Annotated in this window: 15 protein-coding genes; 9 read left to right on the top strand and 6 right to left on the bottom strand. The window is 56.9% G+C overall.

The genetic code is table 11. From position 1 onward, the window contains the following. Positions 1-147: 147 nt before the first annotated feature. The 3 genes from NP_RS13635 to NP_RS13625 all read left to right on the top strand — a co-directional run bounded on the left by NP_RS13635 (position 148) and on the right by NP_RS13625 (position 4025). Positions 148-1482, top strand: a complete 1335-nt coding sequence (locus NP_RS13635) for an aspartate aminotransferase family protein (RefSeq protein WP_049939918.1) — start codon at positions 148-150, stop codon at positions 1480-1482. A gap of 299 nt (positions 1483-1781) precedes the next feature. Next, positions 1782-3446, top strand: coding sequence for an aldehyde ferredoxin oxidoreductase family protein (locus NP_RS13630; RefSeq protein WP_011324471.1), 1665 nt, complete (start codon positions 1782-1784; stop codon positions 3444-3446). A 276-nt stretch (positions 3447-3722) separates the two neighbouring features. After that, positions 3723-4025: a Glu/Leu/Phe/Val dehydrogenase dimerization domain-containing protein gene (locus NP_RS13625; protein WP_394296340.1), complete on the top strand. Its 303-nt coding sequence runs from the start codon at positions 3723-3725 to the stop codon at positions 4023-4025. A 371-nt stretch (positions 4026-4396) separates the two neighbouring features. Here NP_RS13625 and NP_RS13620 read toward each other — a convergent pair whose 3' ends face one another. Together NP_RS13620 and NP_RS13615 are read right to left on the bottom strand one after the other, a co-directional pair. Further along, the gene (locus tag NP_RS13620) at positions 4397-5611 is read right to left on the bottom strand and encodes a CaiB/BaiF CoA transferase family protein (RefSeq protein WP_011324469.1); all 1215 of its coding nucleotides are present in this window, start codon (positions 5609-5611) and stop codon (positions 4397-4399) included. A 3-nt stretch (positions 5612-5614) separates the two neighbouring features. Then, the gene (locus NP_RS13615) at positions 5615-6778 is read right to left on the bottom strand and encodes an acyl-CoA dehydrogenase family protein (RefSeq protein ID WP_011324468.1); all 1164 of its coding nucleotides are present in this window, start codon (positions 6776-6778) and stop codon (positions 5615-5617) included. A gap of 220 nt (positions 6779-6998) precedes the next feature. Between NP_RS13615 and NP_RS13610 the strand changes: the two genes are divergently transcribed. Then, complete coding sequence (locus NP_RS13610) at positions 6999-8399, top strand: RNA-guided endonuclease TnpB family protein (RefSeq protein WP_011324467.1); 1401 nt, start codon at positions 6999-7001, stop codon at positions 8397-8399. 55 nt (positions 8400-8454) lie between these two features. On the opposite strand, the gene NP_RS13605 is transcribed toward NP_RS13610, so the two are convergent. Beyond that, positions 8455-9225 carry an IclR family transcriptional regulator gene (locus tag NP_RS13605; protein WP_011324466.1) on the bottom strand — a complete coding sequence of 257 codons (771 nt, stop codon included), beginning with the start codon at positions 9223-9225 and terminating at the stop codon, positions 8455-8457. Between the two features lie 914 nt (positions 9226-10139). Here NP_RS13605 and NP_RS13600 point away from each other — a divergent pair. Both NP_RS13600 and NP_RS13595 read left to right on the top strand, forming a co-directional pair. Further along, on the top strand, positions 10140-11018 hold the full coding sequence (locus tag NP_RS13600; RefSeq protein ID WP_011324465.1) for a ParA family protein: 879 nt from the start codon (positions 10140-10142) through the stop codon (positions 11016-11018). Then, entirely contained in the window at positions 11018-11467 is a 450-nt protein-coding gene (locus NP_RS13595) for a hypothetical protein (protein WP_011324464.1), read from the top strand. Before NP_RS13600 ends, NP_RS13595 begins: the two co-directional genes overlap by 1 nt. A gap of 347 nt (positions 11468-11814) precedes the next feature. Here NP_RS13595 and NP_RS13590 read toward each other — a convergent pair whose 3' ends face one another. The 3 genes from NP_RS13590 to nrdR form a co-directional block, all read right to left on the bottom strand. Beyond that, the gene (locus NP_RS13590; RefSeq protein ID WP_011324463.1) at positions 11815-13509 is read right to left on the bottom strand and encodes a ribonucleoside-diphosphate reductase subunit alpha; all 1695 of its coding nucleotides are present in this window, start codon (positions 13507-13509) and stop codon (positions 11815-11817) included. Between the two features lie 2 nt (positions 13510-13511). Next, a complete protein-coding gene (locus tag NP_RS13585) occupies positions 13512-14522 on the bottom strand; it encodes a ribonucleotide-diphosphate reductase subunit beta (protein WP_011324462.1) in 1011 nt (336 codons plus the stop codon). Between the two features lie 164 nt (positions 14523-14686). Continuing rightward, positions 14687-15175 (bottom strand): transcriptional regulator NrdR, encoded by a 489-nt coding sequence (gene nrdR / locus NP_RS13580; RefSeq protein ID WP_011324460.1) that lies wholly within the window; start codon positions 15173-15175, stop codon positions 14687-14689. 491 nt (positions 15176-15666) lie between these two features. On the opposite strand from nrdR, the gene NP_RS13575 reads away from it, so the two are divergent. The 3 genes from NP_RS13575 to NP_RS13565 are packed head-to-tail and all read left to right on the top strand — an operon-like array spanning position 15667 to position 17945. Next, positions 15667-16248, top strand: coding sequence for a DUF7342 family protein (locus NP_RS13575; RefSeq protein ID WP_011324459.1), 582 nt, complete (start codon positions 15667-15669; stop codon positions 16246-16248). 3 nt (positions 16249-16251) lie between these two features. Beyond that, on the top strand, positions 16252-16710 hold the full coding sequence (locus tag NP_RS13570; protein ID WP_011324458.1) for a hypothetical protein: 459 nt from the start codon (positions 16252-16254) through the stop codon (positions 16708-16710). After that, a complete protein-coding gene (locus NP_RS13565; RefSeq protein WP_011324457.1) occupies positions 16707-17945 on the top strand; it encodes a tyrosine-type recombinase/integrase in 1239 nt (412 codons plus the stop codon). Before NP_RS13570 ends, NP_RS13565 begins: the two co-directional genes overlap by 4 nt. The last annotated feature ends 696 nt before the right edge of the window (positions 17946-18641 follow it).

Raw genomic sequence — 18641 nt, 5'->3', positions numbered from 1 at the left:
CTGTCTAAACGAACTGTCTTCGGAGAACACTATAGTTCGAATATGTAAGCAACCTATTCACAAGACTCGGATTCAGTCCATATTAGAACAATAATACAGGATGAAATTTTGGAAAGGGGTTAAGTAACCGTACATCATCTACAGTCAATGAGGGAAACCATGTCTCAGGAACACTCCCCACAAACAACCAATTCCGAGATCGAAGACCAGTACGAGCAGTATTTGATGCCGATCTGGAAAGACCTCGATGTCCCGATTCGACGGGCTGAAGGCTGTACTGTCGAGGATTTCGACGGCAACGAGTATTTGGATGTCTTTTCGGGCATCGCCGTCACGAACGCCGGCCACCGCAACGATGCCGTCGTCGAGGCCGCCAAAGACCAACTTGATGAGTTCATCCATGGCTGTTCGTATCTCCATCCACACCAGCCCGCCGCGGAACTGGCCAAACGACTTGCCGAAATCACTCCCGGCGACCTCGAAAAGTCCTTTTTTGCCAACTCCGGCACAGAGGCCGTCGAAGGCGCAATCAAACTCGCTCGCAAATACACCGGCTCGAAGGAAGTCATCGCCCTCGAGATGTCCTTCCACGGCCGAACCCTCGGCTCCCTAGCGCTTACTGGCAACAAGGGCTACAAAAACGAGATGGCCCCCACCATCAACGATGTCGCCCACGTCGCCCCGCCGTACGCCTATCGCTGCCAACTCTGTGACGGCGGCCCCTGCTCGAACGACTGTGGCGACCGCCTCGAACAGGTCATCCAAACCCATACCGCTGGCGACCTCGCGGCCGTCGTCGTCGAACCCGTCATGGGCGAAGGCGGCATCATCGTTCCGCCGGAGGGCTGGCTCGAACGCGTCCAAGAGATTACCCACGACCACGGCGGCCTGCTCATCGTCGACGAAGTCCAAGCTGGCTACGGCCGAACCGGCGAAATGTGGGCCAGCGACCACTTCGATGTCGTCCCCGACATCATGCCGCAGGCAAAAGGCATCGCCAACGGCCTCCCGCTCGGGGCATTCACCGCCCGGCCCGAAATCGCCGATGCCTTCGAGTCCGGCGACCACCTCTCGACGTTCGGCGGCAACCCCGTTGCCTGTGCGGCCGCTCTCGAAACCATCGAGCAACTCGAAGCCGGACTCATCGACAACGCACGCACGCAGGGCGAGTGGCTCACAAGCCGGCTCGAAGAACTCGAAGCCGACCACGAAGTCATTGGTGACACCCGTGGGCTCGGACTGATGCAAGGCATCGAGCTCATTGATGCCGGTGGAGAAACCGGGCCGATGGATGTCGCGCCCGAGCCGGACGCCAAGCTAGCCAAGAAGGTTTCCCATCACCTCCGCGAGGAGGGTATCGTCATCGGCGTCGGCGGGTTCCACGGCAACGTGCTGCGCTTCCAGCCGCCGCTGTCCATCTCCCGCGACCAACTTGAACGGACTGTCGACGCTATCGATGACGCCCTGTCCGCCAAGGAGTAGCTTCGGTTTCAGCCCGATTTTTGCGGCCGGTCTCGCTGTCGGCCTCTCGTGGCTCTCTCGACTGAACGACCGGATAGTTCGGAACGCTGCCTGCTGGACTGCTTTTTACATACTAATAGTGATGCTTCGAACCTGAGTGGTGGCTGCAAAGCGCTGCCGGTCGCTCGTCCACAGCAAAAGGTGCCCTCCACCGTCGGAAAAGAACGTCCTCAGATAATTATCTCAGTTATGCATTCCAAAATTATCGATATATCTGGATTACAGGCAAAACTTAATAGCGTACGAACGGATGGGAGAGTATGCTACACGGTCGCGGACCCCTGCTCAGGGTCGATGTAAGCGAACAAGCGGTGCTGGAAGAACCAATCGAATCGGTCCACAAGGAGTATATTGGGGGCCGAGGCGTCGGCACGAGACTAGCTCACGAGCGAATCCCCTTCGACGTTGACCCGCTTGGCCCGGAAAACCACCTCATATTCACGACCGGGCCCATGCAGGCCTCAAATATGAGCTTCACCGGTCGGATGAACGCGACCAGCGTCTCTCCGTTGACCGATGGTTTGCTGTCGAGCAATGCCGGCGGTTTCCTTTCGCGAAACTTCACCGCGACGGGATACGGCGCGGTCGACTTCGTCGGCGCCAGCGATGAACTGATTGTCGTCCACGTCCGGGACGACGACGTGCGGTTTGAGTCCGTTCCTGAGCTTGAAGGCGCGACGGTCCCGGAAACGACCGCTTACCTGGAGACGGAACACGGCATCAGTCCCGACCAGACCGCTGTCATCGGGCCGGCTGGGGAAAACGAGGTCCGGTTTGCCTCCGTCATGACCACCGAAGAACGGGCGTTTGGCCGCGGTGGGTTGGGCGCGGTCTTCGGAAGCAAAAATATCAAAGCTGTCACCTTCGATGGGAACTCTTCTCCGGATATAGAGATTCCTGCGACGCAGATGGAGATCCATCAAGAGGCTGCCACCGACGACCACATCATGAAGCGACAGGGGACGGTGGCGGTGATGGACCTTGCGAACGAAGTCGAGGGCCTCCCTGCGTACTACTTCTCCGAGCAGCAGTTCGACGGTGTCGAGGGTATCAATGGAGCGGCAGTCGAGGAGAAAAAATACGAGAAGGGAACCTGCTCGGCTTGCGCGTTCGCGTGTAAACTCCCAACGAAAGATGACGACGCCGGCGTCGAAACAGAAGGCCCCGAGTTCGAGGTCGCGATGGCGTTTGGGTCAAACTCCGGCGTCGACGATATCGTCGAAGTTATGAAATCGAACCAGCTCTGTGACGAATACGGACTCGATGCTATTTCGGCGGGCAATACGATTGCCGCATATCTCGCATCCGAAGATGAGTTCGGTAATACTGAGCTAATCCACGAGCTGGTGGAGAAGATAGCCCACCGGCAAGACGAAGGGGACCTACTGGCTGAAGGAATCGACCGGATTCACGACGAGTTGGGTGTCGAAAATTGGACTGTCAAGGGGCTTGACTTCGCTGCCCACGAGGGCCGAGTGCTTCACGGACAGGGACTCTCGTATGCCGTCGCTAATCGAGGAGCGGACCACATGTACGCGACCTTTTATTCCGTTGAGTATCCGCTCGTCCCGGATGAGGACGCACTGGATCCGAATGGAACCCTTGGCAAGGCAGACCGGCTGGTCCACAGAGAAAACCTCATGGCGCTCAACGACTCGGGCGTGATCTGCAAGTTCTCTAGGGATTACATGAACCCGGAGCGGTACGAGGCGCTCTTTGATGCTGATTTCGAAGAGCTGCTTGACGTAGGTGCCCGGACTGTCACCCTGGAACGTCATTTCAACAACCAGCGCGGCTTTGACCGCAAAGCGGATAACGCCCTCCCGTACGACCTCCCCGACCTTGAGCAGGCGCTGGACGAGTACTACGAGACGCGAGGATGGGTCGACGGGGTTGTTCCGGAAGAGAACGTTCCCGAAGTGTGAACCACCTCAGGGTCACACCCGAACCATCGGTACGACGTTCCAAAAGAGCTCCCGCGAATTTTTCAAGTTCAACACCCGAGGCGTTCGGGGACTACTCTGGAGAACAGGGCTGGGGAGTGACCGGGAACCGGTGCTGTTTCGTTACCGACAAGCTCCGCTAAGGAATACAGTGCGACATTAGGGGTGTGAAATGCACCAAATACAAAAGTAGAGTTAAAAATAGAACCAAAAACAATATATTCTTTTGGAGTGGGGTAGGGGCTAGAGTGGTGGATGGTGGTTCAGGAATCAGCAGACACGGGGGAGAAAGCGGAGACTGCAGTTCAAACGGCTCGCGAGCAACTGGAACACGCATCGGACTACGCTGATGTGGAGGAGGCGGTCGTCACCCGGCTGAAGTATCCGACAACGGTTCTTACCACACCGATACCAGTCAAGCGAGACGACGGAAGCGTTGATGCCTTCATGGGCTATCGAGCACAGCACGACGACGTTCGAGGGCCGTACAAAGGGGGAATCCGATATCACCCGGACGTCACCGAGTCAGAGTGCGTTGGGTTGGCGATGTGGATGACTTAGAAGTGTGCTGTTATATACCACTTATATTAGTAAACCTTATTAGATAGAGACAAAAATATGAGATTGCAGCCCGGTAGACACGATACATCGCTGACTGACGGCTGCTGTGTCCCCGGCACTGCGCTCAGACATCGGTCTCGTGGGTAGGCCGGCTGCGACCACCTGCCACCGTTCGAGGTTGACATCCCACCCAACGGTTGCAGCAAGCTTCGGGCTGACGCGACCCAAAGCAACCCACTCCCTCTTGGCATCCCTCGGTCCTTCTTTGGCATACACAGTAGCAGAGAGCTACCACGCGGTGATATGTCGAATGGAGAAACGTCCGGCAATCGCAATCAGGTGACGCTGCCCGCACGAACACCCTTGAGCGGTCAGTCGATATCGTCCGGAATCCCCGCTTCGGGCAAGCCGTACTCTTCGAAGACCTCCTCGGTGTGTTCTCCGAGTAGCGGTGGGTGCTTTTCGATGCTGGTCGGCGTCTCGGAGAAATGCATCGGACTTCCGGGCATTTCGACATCTCCGATCGTCGGATGCGAGACGGTTTTGTGCATCCCACGAGCCTGCACCTGTGGATGTTCGAACACGTCCTCCATATCCCGGACCTTGCTCGCTGGCACGCCTGCCTCGTCCATTCGGGCTAGGACTTCTTCGGTCGAGTACTGTCGTAGCTCCTCTTCCAAGAGCGGATCAAGCTCATCCCGATGCTCGACTCGGGCAGCGTTGGTCGCAAACCGTTCATCGTCGATTAGCTCCTCGCGGTCGATCGCGATGCAGAACCGCGGCCAGATGTGCTCCGATCCGGACGCGATAACGACATACCCATCAGCAGTCTCGAACGCCTGATACGGTGCAATCGTCGGATGCTTACTTCCCATCCGTTCTGGCGGGTCGCCCGTGGCGAAATAATACGACGCCATATAGGTCATCCAGGCGACCTGCCCGTCGAGCAGACTCACGTCGATTTTCTGCCCCGTTCCGTCGCCCAGCTCCCGGTGAAGGAGCGCCGCGAGGATGGCTTGGGTAGCATACATCCCGGCGCCGATATCAGCGATCGCGACACCGACCCGTACCGGCGGGCCGTTTTCTTCGCCAGTGATGCTCATGAGGCCGCCCTCTGCCTGCATCATGATATCGTATGCCGGGCGGTCTTTGTCAGGGCCCCATTCGCCGTAGCCCGAAAGCGAACAGAAGATGAGTTCGGGGTTTTCCTCAGCGAGGGTCTCGTATCCAAGCCCCCATTCTTCCATTTTGCCAACGCGGAAGTTCTCTACGAGCACGTCAGCTTCCGCAGCTAGCTCCCGGAAGGCGGCCTGTCCTTCGTCACTCTGTAAGTTCAGCGCGACGGACCGCTTGTTCCGGTTGATGCTCGTGTAGTAGGCGCTTTCTTCCGAGTCGCCATATGTCGGCGGGTGCCAGGCACGGGTCTGATCGCCGCCATCCGGTCGCTCAATTTTGATAACGTCGGCTCCGAGGTCGCCGAGTTGCATCGTGCAGAACGGCCCGACGAGTACGCGGGAGGCGTCAAGGACCGTTAGGCCGTCGAGCGGGCCAGTATCGCCATTTGGGTTGCGCGCTTCGCCAGCCATCGTTTACTGATACGCCTGGAGCCCGGTGAGGTCCTCACCGAGGATCAGCGTGTGGATGTCGTGGGTTCCTTCGTAGGTGTAGACGGTTTCGAGGTTGGCCATGTGGCGCATCGGCGAGTAGTCGGCGGTGATACCGTTGCCGCCCAGCATCTCGCGCGCGATACGGGATTGGTTTCGAGCCATCCGGACGTTGTTACGCTTCGACATCGAGACGTGCTGGGGTCGCATGTCGCCGCGCTCTTTGAGTTCCGCCAGCCGGTGTGCAAGCAGTTGTGCCAGCGATATCTGGGTTGCCATCTCGGCGAGCTTGTCCTGCTGCAGCTGGAACTGGCCGATAGGGGTGCCGAACTGCTCGCGGTCGGTTGCATACTCTCGGGCCGTCTCGAAGCAGTCGCGGGCGGCGCCGATCGCACCCCACGCGATGCCGTACCGAGCCTGCGTGAGACACGACAGCGGGCCTTTCATTCCCTCGACCTCGGGTAGCACGTTCGTCTCGGGGACTCGCACGTTCTGGAGGCCGATCTCTCCCGTAATTGAGGCCCGCAACGACAGCTTCTCGTCGATTTTGTTTGTCGTGACGCCATCGCGGTCGGTCTCGACGAGGAACCCTCGGACTGGTGTGTCATCTGCCGATGTATCTCGCGCCCAGACGACGGCCACGTCGGCGATTGGCGAATTGGTAATCCAGGTTTTTGAGCCGTTCAGCACGTACTCGTCGCCGTCTTTCTCGGCTTGCGTCTCCATTGCGGTGGGGTTCGAGCCGTGTTCCGGTTCGGTGAGACCGAAGCAGCCGACCGCTTCCCCCTGTCCGAGCGCGGGGAGCCATTCTTCTTTTTGTGCTTCAGAGCCGTATGCGTGAATGGGGTACATCACGAGTGCGCCCTGAACGGAGGCCATCGAGCGAAGGCCGGAATCGCAGGCTTCGAGTTCCTGCATCAGTAGGCCGTAGGCCGTCTCGCTCACGTTCGGTGACCCATAGCCTTCGAGGTTGGGGGCGTAGAATCCGAGCTCGCCCATCTTGGGGATGAGGTCCGTCGGGAACGTGCCGTCGATCCAGTGTTGACCGATGTCCGGCGCAACGTTGTCTTCGACGAAATCCCGGGCTGTTTCCTGTATGAGCCGCTCTTCTTCATCGAGATCGCTCTCGAGACCGAGGTAGTCAAGCATCGTTCTCGCTTCGAGTGTCTGATAGATAAATGTGATGGGTCGTTTTATCTGATGGTTATTTTCCGCACCTCGTCCAATAACGCGCCGATTTACGGAATATTCGAGGCGAAAGCCTCGCCCTTCAGGGCGGGGATGAAGCCGACATGACATACCACTTTCCACGTTACTTTAGCTTTTTGTAATCTCAACGTTTATGATATTTGACTGCATATAACTGCGTGTGAGCGACCGGCCACAGCGAACGAATACCTATACTGCCAACGCAACCAGCGACAGGTATCGGCAGTGTTTGTTCGACTGGCTGGCCGCCCAGCCCCCGCTCTGGAATCAAATCACCTACCGCCGCCGACAAGCGTACTTCAGCGATGACGGTGACGTGTGGGACGCCGACTACACCGACCTCTACGACGAGTATGCTCCCATCATCGGGAAGGCGACGTGCCAGCAGATTGCTCGCAAGAATAGCGAAGCATGGCGCAGTCACTTCCGGTTGCTTGAGCAGTACCACGACAACTCCAACACAACAGTGACAGAGAAACCCTCACCGCCAGGCTACTGGGGCAACCGGAAAGAGGGCTACGAGTTGCACGGCCTCGTTCGCAACGACCTCTACACGCTCGATTGGGACGAAGACCGAAGTACACTCGAATTTGGCGTCGGTGATGTACTCAAAGACCGCTACGATTTCGAGCACAACGAGCGTGTCACGCTCGAAATCAAAGGCAACCCACAGTGGAATGGTGACGACAGCCGATTGGAACTCATCTACGACGACCACGCTGACCAGCTTCGTGTCCAGCATCCTGTCCGCATTCAACCAGACAAGATTCGTGAACAGCGAGAGGATGCCTTCACTCATACACTCAACACCGAGAACACGACGCAGGCAGCCGCTATCGACGTCGGTGCAAACAACACGTTGGCTGTTGTCACCGAACGTGGCGACACCGCTGTGTATCACGCCCGCCCAGAGTTTGCCCGGTTCCAGAGGTATTCAGAGCGAATCGCTACACTCCAGTCGGGGCTTCCAGCCGACAAATACACGAGTAGCCTAATTCAACGACTGTACGATACTCGATCACGGAGCCGTGACCACAGCCGGGATGCTGCGGTGAAACACGTTGCTGAGTGGCTGCTCGAACGCAACGTTGACACGGTGTACGTTGGGGATTTGACTGATGTGCTAGACACTCATTGGAGTACAGACGTGAACGAGAAGACGCACAATTTCTGGTCACATCGACAACTTCTCAACAGGATAGAGTTGACACTCGGTGATGTAGGTATCTGTGTTGCGGAAGTGACTGAAGCCGACTCAAGCAGCGAGTGTCCCGAGTGTGGGAGTAGTGATATCACTCGGAGAGGCGATTCGTTCCGGTGTCACGACTGCGAGCTAGACGCTCACAGTGACGTGGCAGGGGCGTGGAACATCTTGCAGTCTGAAGCAGGGCCGATGGCCCGGCCCGCTGCCCTGTCTGCTGAACGCGACAGGGACGCACCCCAAGAGGGAGCGTACTGGCAGTGGAACGAACACGACTGGATACCCGCTGATTTTGGGGAACAGTCGCGTTCAGTTGACCAACCCAGCTTCAGCAAACCCGCAAGTTCACAGCCGGGGTAATCAACTGGTTGGATTACCCACGGAGGAATCCTCGCGCTTCAGCGCGGGGAGGAGGTCAATGATACGTGAGTTTGAGCTCTATCTCGTTTACCGCACCCTGCAGCAAGTCGGCGATTTCCTGCCGAAAGTATTCGCCGGTCAGGCGCATCGCCGGTCCAGCGACTGAGACTGCCCCGTAAACTCGGTCATCGACGACGATAGGGGCACCAACAGCCCGAATCTGCGAATGCGACTCACGGTCATTGAACGACACTCCGTTTTGACGGATTTCTTCGAGCTCGTCGTATAGCTCTTCTCGGGTGGTAATCGCCCGTTCGGTCGATACGGAAAGTCCACGCGCATCGAGTATCTCGTCGACTCTTTCTTCGGGAAGTTGCGACAGAATCGCTTTCCCGGCTGAGAGCGTATGAAGCGGTTTTCGCTTCCCAACCCACGAGTTTGTCGGGACTCCACGCTCGCCGGTTCGCCGGTCGATATACACTGCCTGACCGTGTTCTTCGACGACGAGGTTGACCGCCTCGTCGGTTTCGTCTACGAGCTGTTCCAATGCTGGCTCGGAAACATCCAGTAGCTCTTGGTAGTACTCTTTGGCCTTTGTCCCTCTGTCGAGGAATTTCAGCGACAGGTAGTATCCATCAGCACGCTTCACAATGTACCCACTGTCGAGCAACGTCGAGATGTGCTCGTAGGCGGTGCTGTTTGCGATATCAACCTCCGCTGCCAGTTCGGTCAATGAGATCGGCTGGTTTTGGTAGATGGTTTCGATGATACCGAAAGATGTCCCGGCCGATTTAATCCCCCCGTCGTTGTCAGGCTCGGATACCATTTGTATTCTAGTTGAGGCCCAAGCAGCACATATTCTTTTTGTCGGAATACGGCTCTTTCAGGGCTCGATTCGCCAGTAGTGCTGGGTGTATCATTGCTGTTTCCACCTCCGTCTATCTCGACCGGAGCATACCCCAACTGCGTGAAACTGTTTCGGCATCATCGAAACTAACGGTTGGCCAAATAATGAGCTGGAGACTCCCCTCCGACAACACAAAACTGAACCAATGGATAATACCCTAACAAAATTAATTTCGTTACTAATATGCTCCGGACACCGAGGGAACACCCCACGGGCCACAAATGCCGTTGCATATGCATCGATGCCTATCGCCCAGCTATTTCGCTGATGCCGAAACTGCCCTCGACCGAGCGGCACGGCTCGTGTGGCGCTATGGCCACGGATATAACCCAGAAAAAATAATTAATACCTTGTCATTTCACTGTAATTGCCAACTACTCCGTTGGTAGTACCTGCGGTGTCTGGTGGAAATCCACGAGATACGCATGGGTTTGCCGAGCTCGTTTGTTATGGCTTGTGGGCCTTGAGACGAATTCCCGACGATCAGCTAATAATATACTCGTCTTTTTGTCTTTTACTCCGATACCCCGTAGAAATACCTCATAACTCGAAATATAACTGTCATAGAACCGTACTCAGTACGAAAGCATCGTCCTAAATAAATAACTAAGCTCGCAAATGTGGGGGCTGCGCTTCGTTCATCCGCTTCGTTGTGCTACGCATCCAATTTACTGCGTTGACTTTCCTGTCTGACCTATTTAGCCAGACATGTTGATTGACTAACCTAGCCAACTTAGCTAGCTGACTTGGCCGACTGACTTAGTTGGCTTGCCTGTCCAGCAGAGCCACTTGTCTGACAAAGCTATTTAACTCAGTGGGCAGACATACTCGGTATGCTCGCCTACACAACGTACTCAGAGGCAGGCGGTGTCGCAAAGACGACGACTGCCGCCAACCTCGCGGTCGCTCATGCCCGTGCTGGCCTTGATGTCCTCGTTGTACCGCTCGATCCGCAGGACGGAAACCTGAGCCACCTGCTCGGCGTTGATGATGACCGCGCTGACCCGTCGGTCGACAACATTGTTCGGCACATGGTCAACCGACCGAAGGGTCCCTTTGAAGAGTTAATCGTGACCGCCGAGAGCGGTGTTGACATCATTCCGGAACACAACATGCTCTCGGATCTGGCCGATAATCTCCGCCGGGAAAAAGAGCAAGCCGAAGCGATGGGTGAGTCCTTCGGCGTCAATACGCGGCTGTTGTCAGTCCTCCGCGACGCCGGCGTGCACGAAACATACGACGTTCTGATTTGTGACCCCCCGGCGACTGAGGGCCGCCATCTCTACAATGCAATTACGGCGACGCACTCGCTTGTTATTCCTGTCGAACCGAGCGCCAAAGGCGAAGCCTCGGTCAAAGGCTTAGAGTCACTTGTCGCTGGTATTGAAGACACACTGGATATCGACGTCGGTGTGCTCGCAGCAGTCCCAGTAAAGTGGAGCAACACGAACGAAGCCCAGCGTGTCCTCGACGAGCTGGAGTATTCGACCCCTGAGGTCTTCCGCTCCCGTGAATCGTTGATGAACGGCTGCTGGCGACAGCAGTGCTCGGCGTTCACCTACGTCAGCGAGCATCGCGACCGGACCCGCGATCATGAACTCGATACGCTCGAAAGATACGACCGGCTGGCCCGGCATCTCGAACAGCAAGCCGGCGTTGAGCCCCCGGCACCGCCGGAACCTGGCGCGCTTGAACCTGAGGTGACCGCATAATGGGGGGGATGAAGGAGGGCGCTGGCTCCGACCCGTTTGCCGACGACGCCGATGTCGATGCCGACGCCGAGACCGACACCAGCACCGACGCTGGTGCCGACCCTACGCCTGAAGCCGGGGCGGGCACCGATACGGACCCACTTTCGTCGACGGAAACTGACCCGTCGGCAGCCACGACTGGTGGGGCTGCGACAAGCGGACAAAGTCGCGGCCAACCGTATATCCACGTTCGTGACAAGGTCAAGGAAGGCCGCGAGGACCATCCCGTCCCGCTTCGAGCGCACAATCGCGACCGGATCGCCGACCTCCAGCAAGCTGTCGAAGCCGAACTCGGCGAGGATGTCTACAAGTCAGACCTGCTTGAGGCCGCAATCGAACACGCAATCGAGAACCCGCAGGATATCGCTGAGATGCTGGAGACAGAACGGTACGGATACAATTGGTGGTAGGTCGTCTGCGTTTCAACTTTCGATGAAATCGAGTGCTTCATCCCGCTCATCCGAATCGAAGGCCCGAATCAGATCGTAGGTGTCGTTGTCCTTTGAGAGGCGGTTGATATGCATTTTGTTGGAAATTTCTGGAGTGGCTGTGGCACACGCAACGCCTGTCGTTAGGACACACCTTGTCGGTCTCGTCTGTCCACACACCGGATTCTCCAATCAAATCTAGTTGATAAGATCCACGCCGAAGCCGTCAGGGACCGAAGTGCACATGCGCCGGGGTAGGGTGGCGCAATTTCTCCGACCACTCTATAATACTGATCGGTGGGGGTCAAATCTCACAGGCCTTATGTTCGTCAACTCTCACAAGCCTTACATTCGAGAATATCTCGGCTGAATTTCTGTGCAGCATTCACGCTGTTCTGGTAGTAGAGACTCTTTACTCCTTTCCTCCAAGCCTCTATGTAGAGCTGGTTGATCTCTTTGACGCTCACTTCACTCGGATCGATCGAGATATTCAGGCTCTGTGCTTGGTCGATGTACTTCTGTCGCTGCGCTGCTTGGTTGATGATCGCCATCTGTGGGATCTCGGCGAAGGTTTTGAAGATCTCCTTCTCCTCGTCCGTCAGACAGTCGAGATGCTGCACGCTCCCGTCTTGCTGTGCGATGCTGTCCCAGACCTCGCGCTCGTCTCTGCCTCGCTGCTTCAGGATCGCCTCGAGGAACCGATTTTTCTGCGTCGACTTCAGTTTCGCGCCGTCGCGGACGAAGTAGTTCGACTTCAGCGGTTCGATGCTCGGACTGACTTGGCCTAGGATGACACTGCTGGACTTCGTCGGGGCCACGCTCATCGTTGTCGTGTTCCGGCGACCGTAGCCCTCGAGCACCTCCGGTTCGCCGAACTCGTCAGCAAGCCGGCGACTCTCCTCGTAGCTCCGTTCTCTGATGGTGCGGAATATCTCCTCGTTTTTCTTCATCGCCTCCATGCTGTCGAACGGAATCATCTCACTCTGCAGGTAGCTGTGCCAGCCGAGGACGCCAATCCCGATCGCTCTGTGCCGCTTCGCGAACCGAACCGGGCGCTCCATGAACTGCGTCCCCTCCGCCTCTTCAATAAACTCCTCCATGACGGCATCAAGGAACCGCGTCAGTGTTTCCACTGCGTCGGTGTCCTTCCACTCGCCATAGTGGAGCGCGTTCATCGACGAGAGACAGCAGACGAAACTCTCATCTGGCGTGGCTGGCAGTGCAATCTCGGTACACAGGTTGGAGGCATTGATTTCGTAGCCTTTGTCCTTGTAGACCTGTGGCTTCCCTTCGTTCATGTTGTCCCGGAAGATGATGTACGGGACACCGATGTTGATCCGGGCCTCAATGATTTCTGCCCACGTCTCTCGCTTCTCCTCGTCGCCGTCGACCATCGCCTGGAACCAGTCGTCACCGATGATAACGCCGTAGTAGATGTCCTGTACGGGGTCTCCCTCGGTCTTGATGTTGAGCCACTCCTCCAGATCATCGTGCTCGACGTCGATGTAGCCCGCGAATTGGCCTCGCCGCGTCTCGCCTTGGCTGACGACATTGATGATCGTATCGAACAGTTCGGTGAAGCTGTAACTCCCGTTGCTCTTGCCGTTGTTCGTGATTGGGCTGCCTCGGGGCCGGATCTCGCCGAAGTACCCGCTGGTGCCGCCGCCCAGCTTGGTCATTTCGCCCACTTCGGCCTGCGTGTAGAGGATACTCTCCATGCTGTCCTCCATGTAGCTCCCGAAGCAGCTGATCGGGAGACCTCGGTCCAGACCGAAGTTCGACCACACGGGACTCGCGAGGCTGTAGAACCCCCGACTCATATAGTCGTAGAACCTGTCCGCGAAGCCGTCGTCGTCTAGGATCTCTTCGGCCCGCTCTGCGATCTCCCTGACGCGCTCCTCGGCCGTGACGCCCTCGAGCAGGTACCCCTCGTCGAGAAACGCCCTGCTATCCTCGTTCAGCCAGTAGAACGGTTCTTCGTGCTGCCGTTTCACATCGTCGAGCACTGGTTCTGCTTGTGCCATCGTTAGAACATGTCCTCCGCGGTTACGCTCTGGGCGTGCTTGTTGTACGTGGTCGACCGCTTGCTGAAGAAGTCGTTATCTTTTGTCATCATGATGTCTTCATCGAACCACCGTGTCTCCTCGAGCAGGCCATCGTCCGGCTCGAATATCGGCTCGACACCGACGTTCTCGAGGCTCTGGTTAAACCGGTCCCGCAGGAACGCGTCGACGTGCGTCCGGGGAAGGAACTCCAGTTCGCCCTCACCGAAGATCCAGTCCAGTATCTTCATCTCTGCCTCGAACGCCCGTTGACAGGCTGCTTGGACCTCTTCTTCGAAGTCCTCGTCGAAGAGGTCCGGATTCTCCTCGCGAATCGTCTCCACGAGTTCGACACCGAACAGTCCGTGGATCTGCTCTTCTTTGCTGGTCGCTTCGACGGCATTTGCGATGCCCTTGAACTTCTTTTTGTACTTATCGAAGCTCATCATAATGAGGAACTGCGAGAACAGCGAGACGTGCTCGACAAACGTGGAGAACAGCAGAATACTCATTACGTACTCCTGTTTGTCGTCACTTTCACTCTTTTCTAGGTACTTGTCGAGGTACTCGATTCGATCCTCGATTGCCGGCACATCGGTCACCTCCTCGAAGTCCTCTGTTATCCCCAAGATGTCGAGGAGGTGGCTGTACGCATCCATATGTCTGACCTCACTCTCCGCGAAGGTCATGCCAACGTTCCCGACTTCCGTTTTGGGCATTTCGTCGTAGATATCTGCCCAAAACGTTTTCACCTGGACCTCGATCTGTGCGATAGCCAACATCGTCCGTTTGATGACGGTCTTCTCGGCAGGAGTAGTGTTGGTCCTGAAATCTTGAACGTCGCCTGAAAAGTTGAATTCCGTGTGAACCCAGTAGCTGTTCCGTATCGCATCCTTGTAGTCAAGGAAATCGGCGTACTCATACGGTTTTAGCTGCGTTCGTTCCGAGAAGATGTCGGTCTCTGTATCTCTACCTGTGGTTTTGCTTTCAGTCATTGGCACGTTCTCCGGAAGAATCGTCTTCTGTTCGTTGGTTTCTGTGTCCGTCGTTCATCGGTTCAGTGCGTTCGAATGCATCCGTGTCGCTTCCTGTATGTCTGTACGCGGGCCATACTCCTCAAGGATTGACCGGGCATCAGTTTGATCTGCGCCTGTTCGTATCATTGTGAGCTGTTCGAGGCTTCGAAGTCATCAAGCTCCGCACCCAAGACTGCATCAAGTTCTTTCAGAAATTCTTGCGGCTCAGAGAATGCTTTGTAAACGGAGACAAATCGAATGTAGGCTACCTTATCGAGCGTGCGGAGGTTCTCAGAGACGAGCTCGCCGATGAGACTCGACGAGACGATGCGTGCCTCCCGATCTTGCAGTTCGCTCTCGATATCGTCGACGAGAGCAGTCACTGTCGTCTCAGCCACACCCCGCTTCTCAACGGCTCGCTCGATTCCTGTGCGGAGCTTCTGTTGGTCGAACGATTCGATGGTTCCGTCACGTTTTTTCACTTGGAGGGACTTCCACTCCGGACGTTCGTAGGTCGTAAAGCGGAACGAACAGCGTTGACACTCGCGGCGTCGCCGGACGGAAGCTCCGTCGGAACTGGCCCCTGTATCAATGACGCGCGTTCGCCCGTTCCCGCAGTCCGGGCAGTTCATTGTTGTCACTACTCAATCCTCCAGGACCTTAACACCACATGTGTGGGTATCTCGATTTTGACCGCAATATGTGGTGGTAGAGAGTACAACATAAAGCTTTCCAAATAAAATTGGTGTAGTACAAATGAACTTGATTTGGTGCGTTGATGATTGAGATCATACGCATTGAGTAACTCAGCTTCAACTGCTGGCCGATCTATTCTATATAGTTTCATGTGGTTTATTGATTATACGGGAGGCAGGAAAGGCACTCACGGGCCTTCAAACAGTGAAATCGGCGGATTGTGATCTGAGACACGTTGAACGTGATTACTCCAATAATCACGACCACTTTGAAGTACCCCGCCGCCGTCTACGAAGCACGAAAGCTGCAACCGCCTCACGACGACGCTTCCCCCGGGTAGAGCCGCCAAGAGCGGGCTCCGAGTTTGCTCTGGTACCCTCAGCTGAGATCAGGGCGATGGTAAAGAAGTCAATTCGATATAGGACTAATGACCTCAACCTATATTAAGACAAAGCCCGAACGATGTTGTATGACCGAAGATGAATCGGACTCCGAGGGCCTGATGGAACGCCAGACCACGGGTGAAGACCGAGTCCGGATGGTCGCCAGGCAGCTGTCGGAGCCGCAGACGGCAAACTGGATCGCCTCCGAAGCGGGCTGGTCACACGAACCAACTAAGCGTGTCCTCGAGCGACTCGTCGACGACGGCATCCTCCACTGTGACGAAAGCGGTACGCACACGACGTATTACCCTGATTATCGCCGCCAAGCGATGCAGGAGGCGATGCGCCTCCGAGATAGCGGACACACTGTCGAGGAGCTTACGGACCGGCTCGCCGATATGAAGACGCAGATTCGCGACTGGGAGGATGAATTCGGCGTTGAATCACCGAATCAGCTCCGTGGGACGCTCGCTGACGAGTCCCTTGACGGTGGCGAGGAAGACCGTCGCCGTGATATTGCCCGCGAGTGGGAGCACCTTCAACGGCGTATCCAGATCGTTGGCTTCGCCATCCGCGAGTGGGACTTTCTCGCGCCGACGACAGAGCCTGCTGAGGCCAGCAGCTAACGGATGTCGGTCCCGCATCTAGGTGGTGATCCGAACGCGAACCTTTACGCCCAGCTAAAGCGAGACGTCCTTGACCGCGTGCCACAGATCACGGCCGTCGAGTACGTTCCAGACGATATCGAGGCAAAACAGCTGCGGGCGACTTTCGATCCAGCCCGTCTGGATCCCCCGACGGGCCCTGATTCACCGGAACTGACCGTCAAGTGGTATCGACAGGAGCCACACGATTGGTTCCGTATCAATTACACCGACCCGAACACGGGCTTTCACGCCGGCTGGCATCAGGACGAAGACCATCCCGATCTGGGACGGACGCATTTCCAGTACTCAGTCGCCGAGACAGAAGACCGCTGGGGGATCACGTTCGAACACGAGACTCCCTCCCTGATTCTCTGGGAAATTGTCGAAGAGCTCCTCGAGGACGTCCGTCCGACGTACCAGTACGCGAACGAGGAACCATGACACCCCGAGAACGCGCCGATCAGTCACTCGAGAGTTCCCTCGAGCGCTACCTGCAGGACAAGGGGAAAGGCCGTGGGGGAGATGGCGGAAACTACCGGCGGAACGTCGAACGCGAGCTCGAACGGTTCGTTGAGTGGGCTGCCGGCGAACACGGTCGCGACGACTGGACTGGCATCACCCCTGACGGCGTCGGCCGAGAGCCGACCTTCGACGATATCGATGAACGAACGTTTCGGGAGTACGCTCGGCATCTTGCCGGCGACCGTGGCCTCAAACAGAACACCGTCAAGACCTACTACCGGTATATTTCTGCGTGGTGTGGCTGGTGCGTTAACGAGGGATACCTTGAGGCGCACTACGCCCAGCGAGCGAGCGCGATGGCCCCACTCCCCGATGACGATGGGCGCAAGCCCGGCGACCAGCAGGCGTGGACTTCCGACCAGCGCCATACCCTTACCCGCCACGTCGACGAGCAGGCCCGCGAGGCTATCGAAACGTACACAACACTCCCAGAGGAGACTGCCCCTATCGACAAGCAGCGAGCCCGCTACGCGGCACTGAAGGCGGCTCGGGACCGGGCTTTGGTGTTCGTCCTCGCCTACACAGCTGTCCGTGTTGGGGAACTTCTTCGAGACCCGGACGACCCACGCCGGCGCGGGGTTCGCTGGGAAGATATCGACCTCAAAGACGGCCGTATGGACGTCTATCGGAAGAAACAGCAGTGGGACGCCGCCAGCCTCCCCGACCCAACAATCTCGCCGCTACAGAGCTATCGGAAACTATTGGCCCCACCGACAGAACGGTGGCCGGTGTTTCCGACGTTTGACCAGCGGACACTGGCGGAACTCGTCAAAGAAACACTGGCTGAGAGAGGGAATCGGCCGGACGATATCGAGGCCCAGCGGGATGGTTATGCCCGTGATCTCCTGCTGGCGCTCGATGCGGATATGCGACCGCCGTCGATGACCACAGATGGCGGGCGGTCGGTTCTTCAGCGGCTCTCAGACGACGCTGAGATCGATATCGACCATCCGAAGCATGACTACCTCGCCCCCCACGGTGGACGGCGGGGGATGGGCGAGGTTCTCGTTCGGGCGTTCGGATACACGGTCGCTGCCCGATATCTCGATAACTCCGAAGAGATGGTCCGCAAGCGATACTCGCACATCGAAGCTGGTGAACTGGGCGACGTTGCTGCCGAAGCCCTCGACGAAATCGATGGCAGCCGCCAATAAACTATATGATGGTATACCAATATTGACACCCTGACGATCAGCAATTTCACGAGACAGAGAGAAAAACGTCCAATACAGCATTTTTTAACACTAAATATTAAACAAAAATATATCTGATAGAATCTCGCCACTACCAGTCGGTAGTTCAGAGAAGGAAACCCAGAAAACAGCGACTACACGGCAGTGTCGCCACTCACGAGGGGGCAACCCCGGAACCGAAAACGTCAGCCAGGGGGATGTGAACTACCCCACCCTGCTCGCGCTGACGCGCTCGCTGAGGGTGGGGTTTCCTGGTTCCGCGACGCGCTTTTTCACGGACGGTCGGCGTGCGCCGACAGTCCGCGCAGGGAGCGCAGTCTCCGCAGGCGTGGATTTGGAGCGTCCCACTCCTACTCGGTGGTGACGGCGGAATCTGTCTCGACCGTCCTTCTTGTCGGACTCTAAGCCGAGACGATGAGTAGTTGCCATCACGGTTCCAGCCTTCGGCTGGCACCGTTATAAATTCATGGAACAGAGTGCAAGCAATTCTGTGACGGCGTGGACGAATCGCAGAGCGATTCGTTCGCACACCAGAAACAGAGATTTCTGGGGACGCTGTATCCCCTCCCTACTGCGTCCTCAGAACGCAAAGCGTTCTGATGTGCGAACGAGAGCTCCGCTCTCGTTAACGCTGCTTGTCCGCTACGCGGACTGCGC

Origin of the sequence: Natronomonas pharaonis DSM 2160 (assembly GCF_000026045.1) — an archaeon.
In the GTDB taxonomy this organism is placed as follows: Archaea; Halobacteriota; Halobacteria; order Halobacteriales; family Haloarculaceae; genus Natronomonas; species Natronomonas pharaonis.
Note: the sequence above shows the minus strand (reverse complement) of the source record. Positions and strands in the feature narration are given on the sequence as shown.

What these genes read in the sequence shown, in the direction of transcription:
- NP_RS13620 (WP_011324469.1), bottom strand. Translation starts at nt 5,611, where the DNA reads ATGGCTGGCGAAGCGCGCAACCCAAATGGCGATACTGGCCCGCTCGAC.
- NP_RS13635 (WP_049939918.1), top strand. Translation starts at nt 148, where the DNA reads ATGAGGGAAACCATGTCTCAGGAACACTCCCCACAAACAACCAATTCC.
- NP_RS13565 (WP_011324457.1), top strand. Translation starts at nt 16,707, where the DNA reads ATGACACCCCGAGAACGCGCCGATCAGTCACTCGAGAGTTCCCTCGAG.
- NP_RS13575 (WP_011324459.1), top strand. Translation starts at nt 15,667, where the DNA reads ATGACCTCAACCTATATTAAGACAAAGCCCGAACGATGTTGTATGACC.
- NP_RS13585 (WP_011324462.1), bottom strand. Translation starts at nt 14,522, where the DNA reads ATGACTGAAAGCAAAACCACAGGTAGAGATACAGAGACCGACATCTTC.
- nrdR (WP_011324460.1), bottom strand. Translation starts at nt 15,175, where the DNA reads ATGAACTGCCCGGACTGCGGGAACGGGCGAACGCGCGTCATTGATACA.
- NP_RS13605 (WP_011324466.1), bottom strand. Translation starts at nt 9,225, where the DNA reads ATGGTATCCGAGCCTGACAACGACGGGGGGATTAAATCGGCCGGGACA.
- NP_RS13630 (WP_011324471.1), top strand. Translation starts at nt 1,782, where the DNA reads ATGCTACACGGTCGCGGACCCCTGCTCAGGGTCGATGTAAGCGAACAA.
- NP_RS13595 (WP_011324464.1), top strand. Translation starts at nt 11,018, where the DNA reads ATGGGGGGGATGAAGGAGGGCGCTGGCTCCGACCCGTTTGCCGACGAC.
- NP_RS13600 (WP_011324465.1), top strand. Translation starts at nt 10,140, where the DNA reads ATGCTCGCCTACACAACGTACTCAGAGGCAGGCGGTGTCGCAAAGACG.
- NP_RS13570 (WP_011324458.1), top strand. Translation starts at nt 16,252, where the DNA reads ATGTCGGTCCCGCATCTAGGTGGTGATCCGAACGCGAACCTTTACGCC.
- NP_RS13590 (WP_011324463.1), bottom strand. Translation starts at nt 13,509, where the DNA reads ATGGCACAAGCAGAACCAGTGCTCGACGATGTGAAACGGCAGCACGAA.
- NP_RS13615 (WP_011324468.1), bottom strand. Translation starts at nt 6,778, where the DNA reads ATGCTTGACTACCTCGGTCTCGAGAGCGATCTCGATGAAGAAGAGCGG.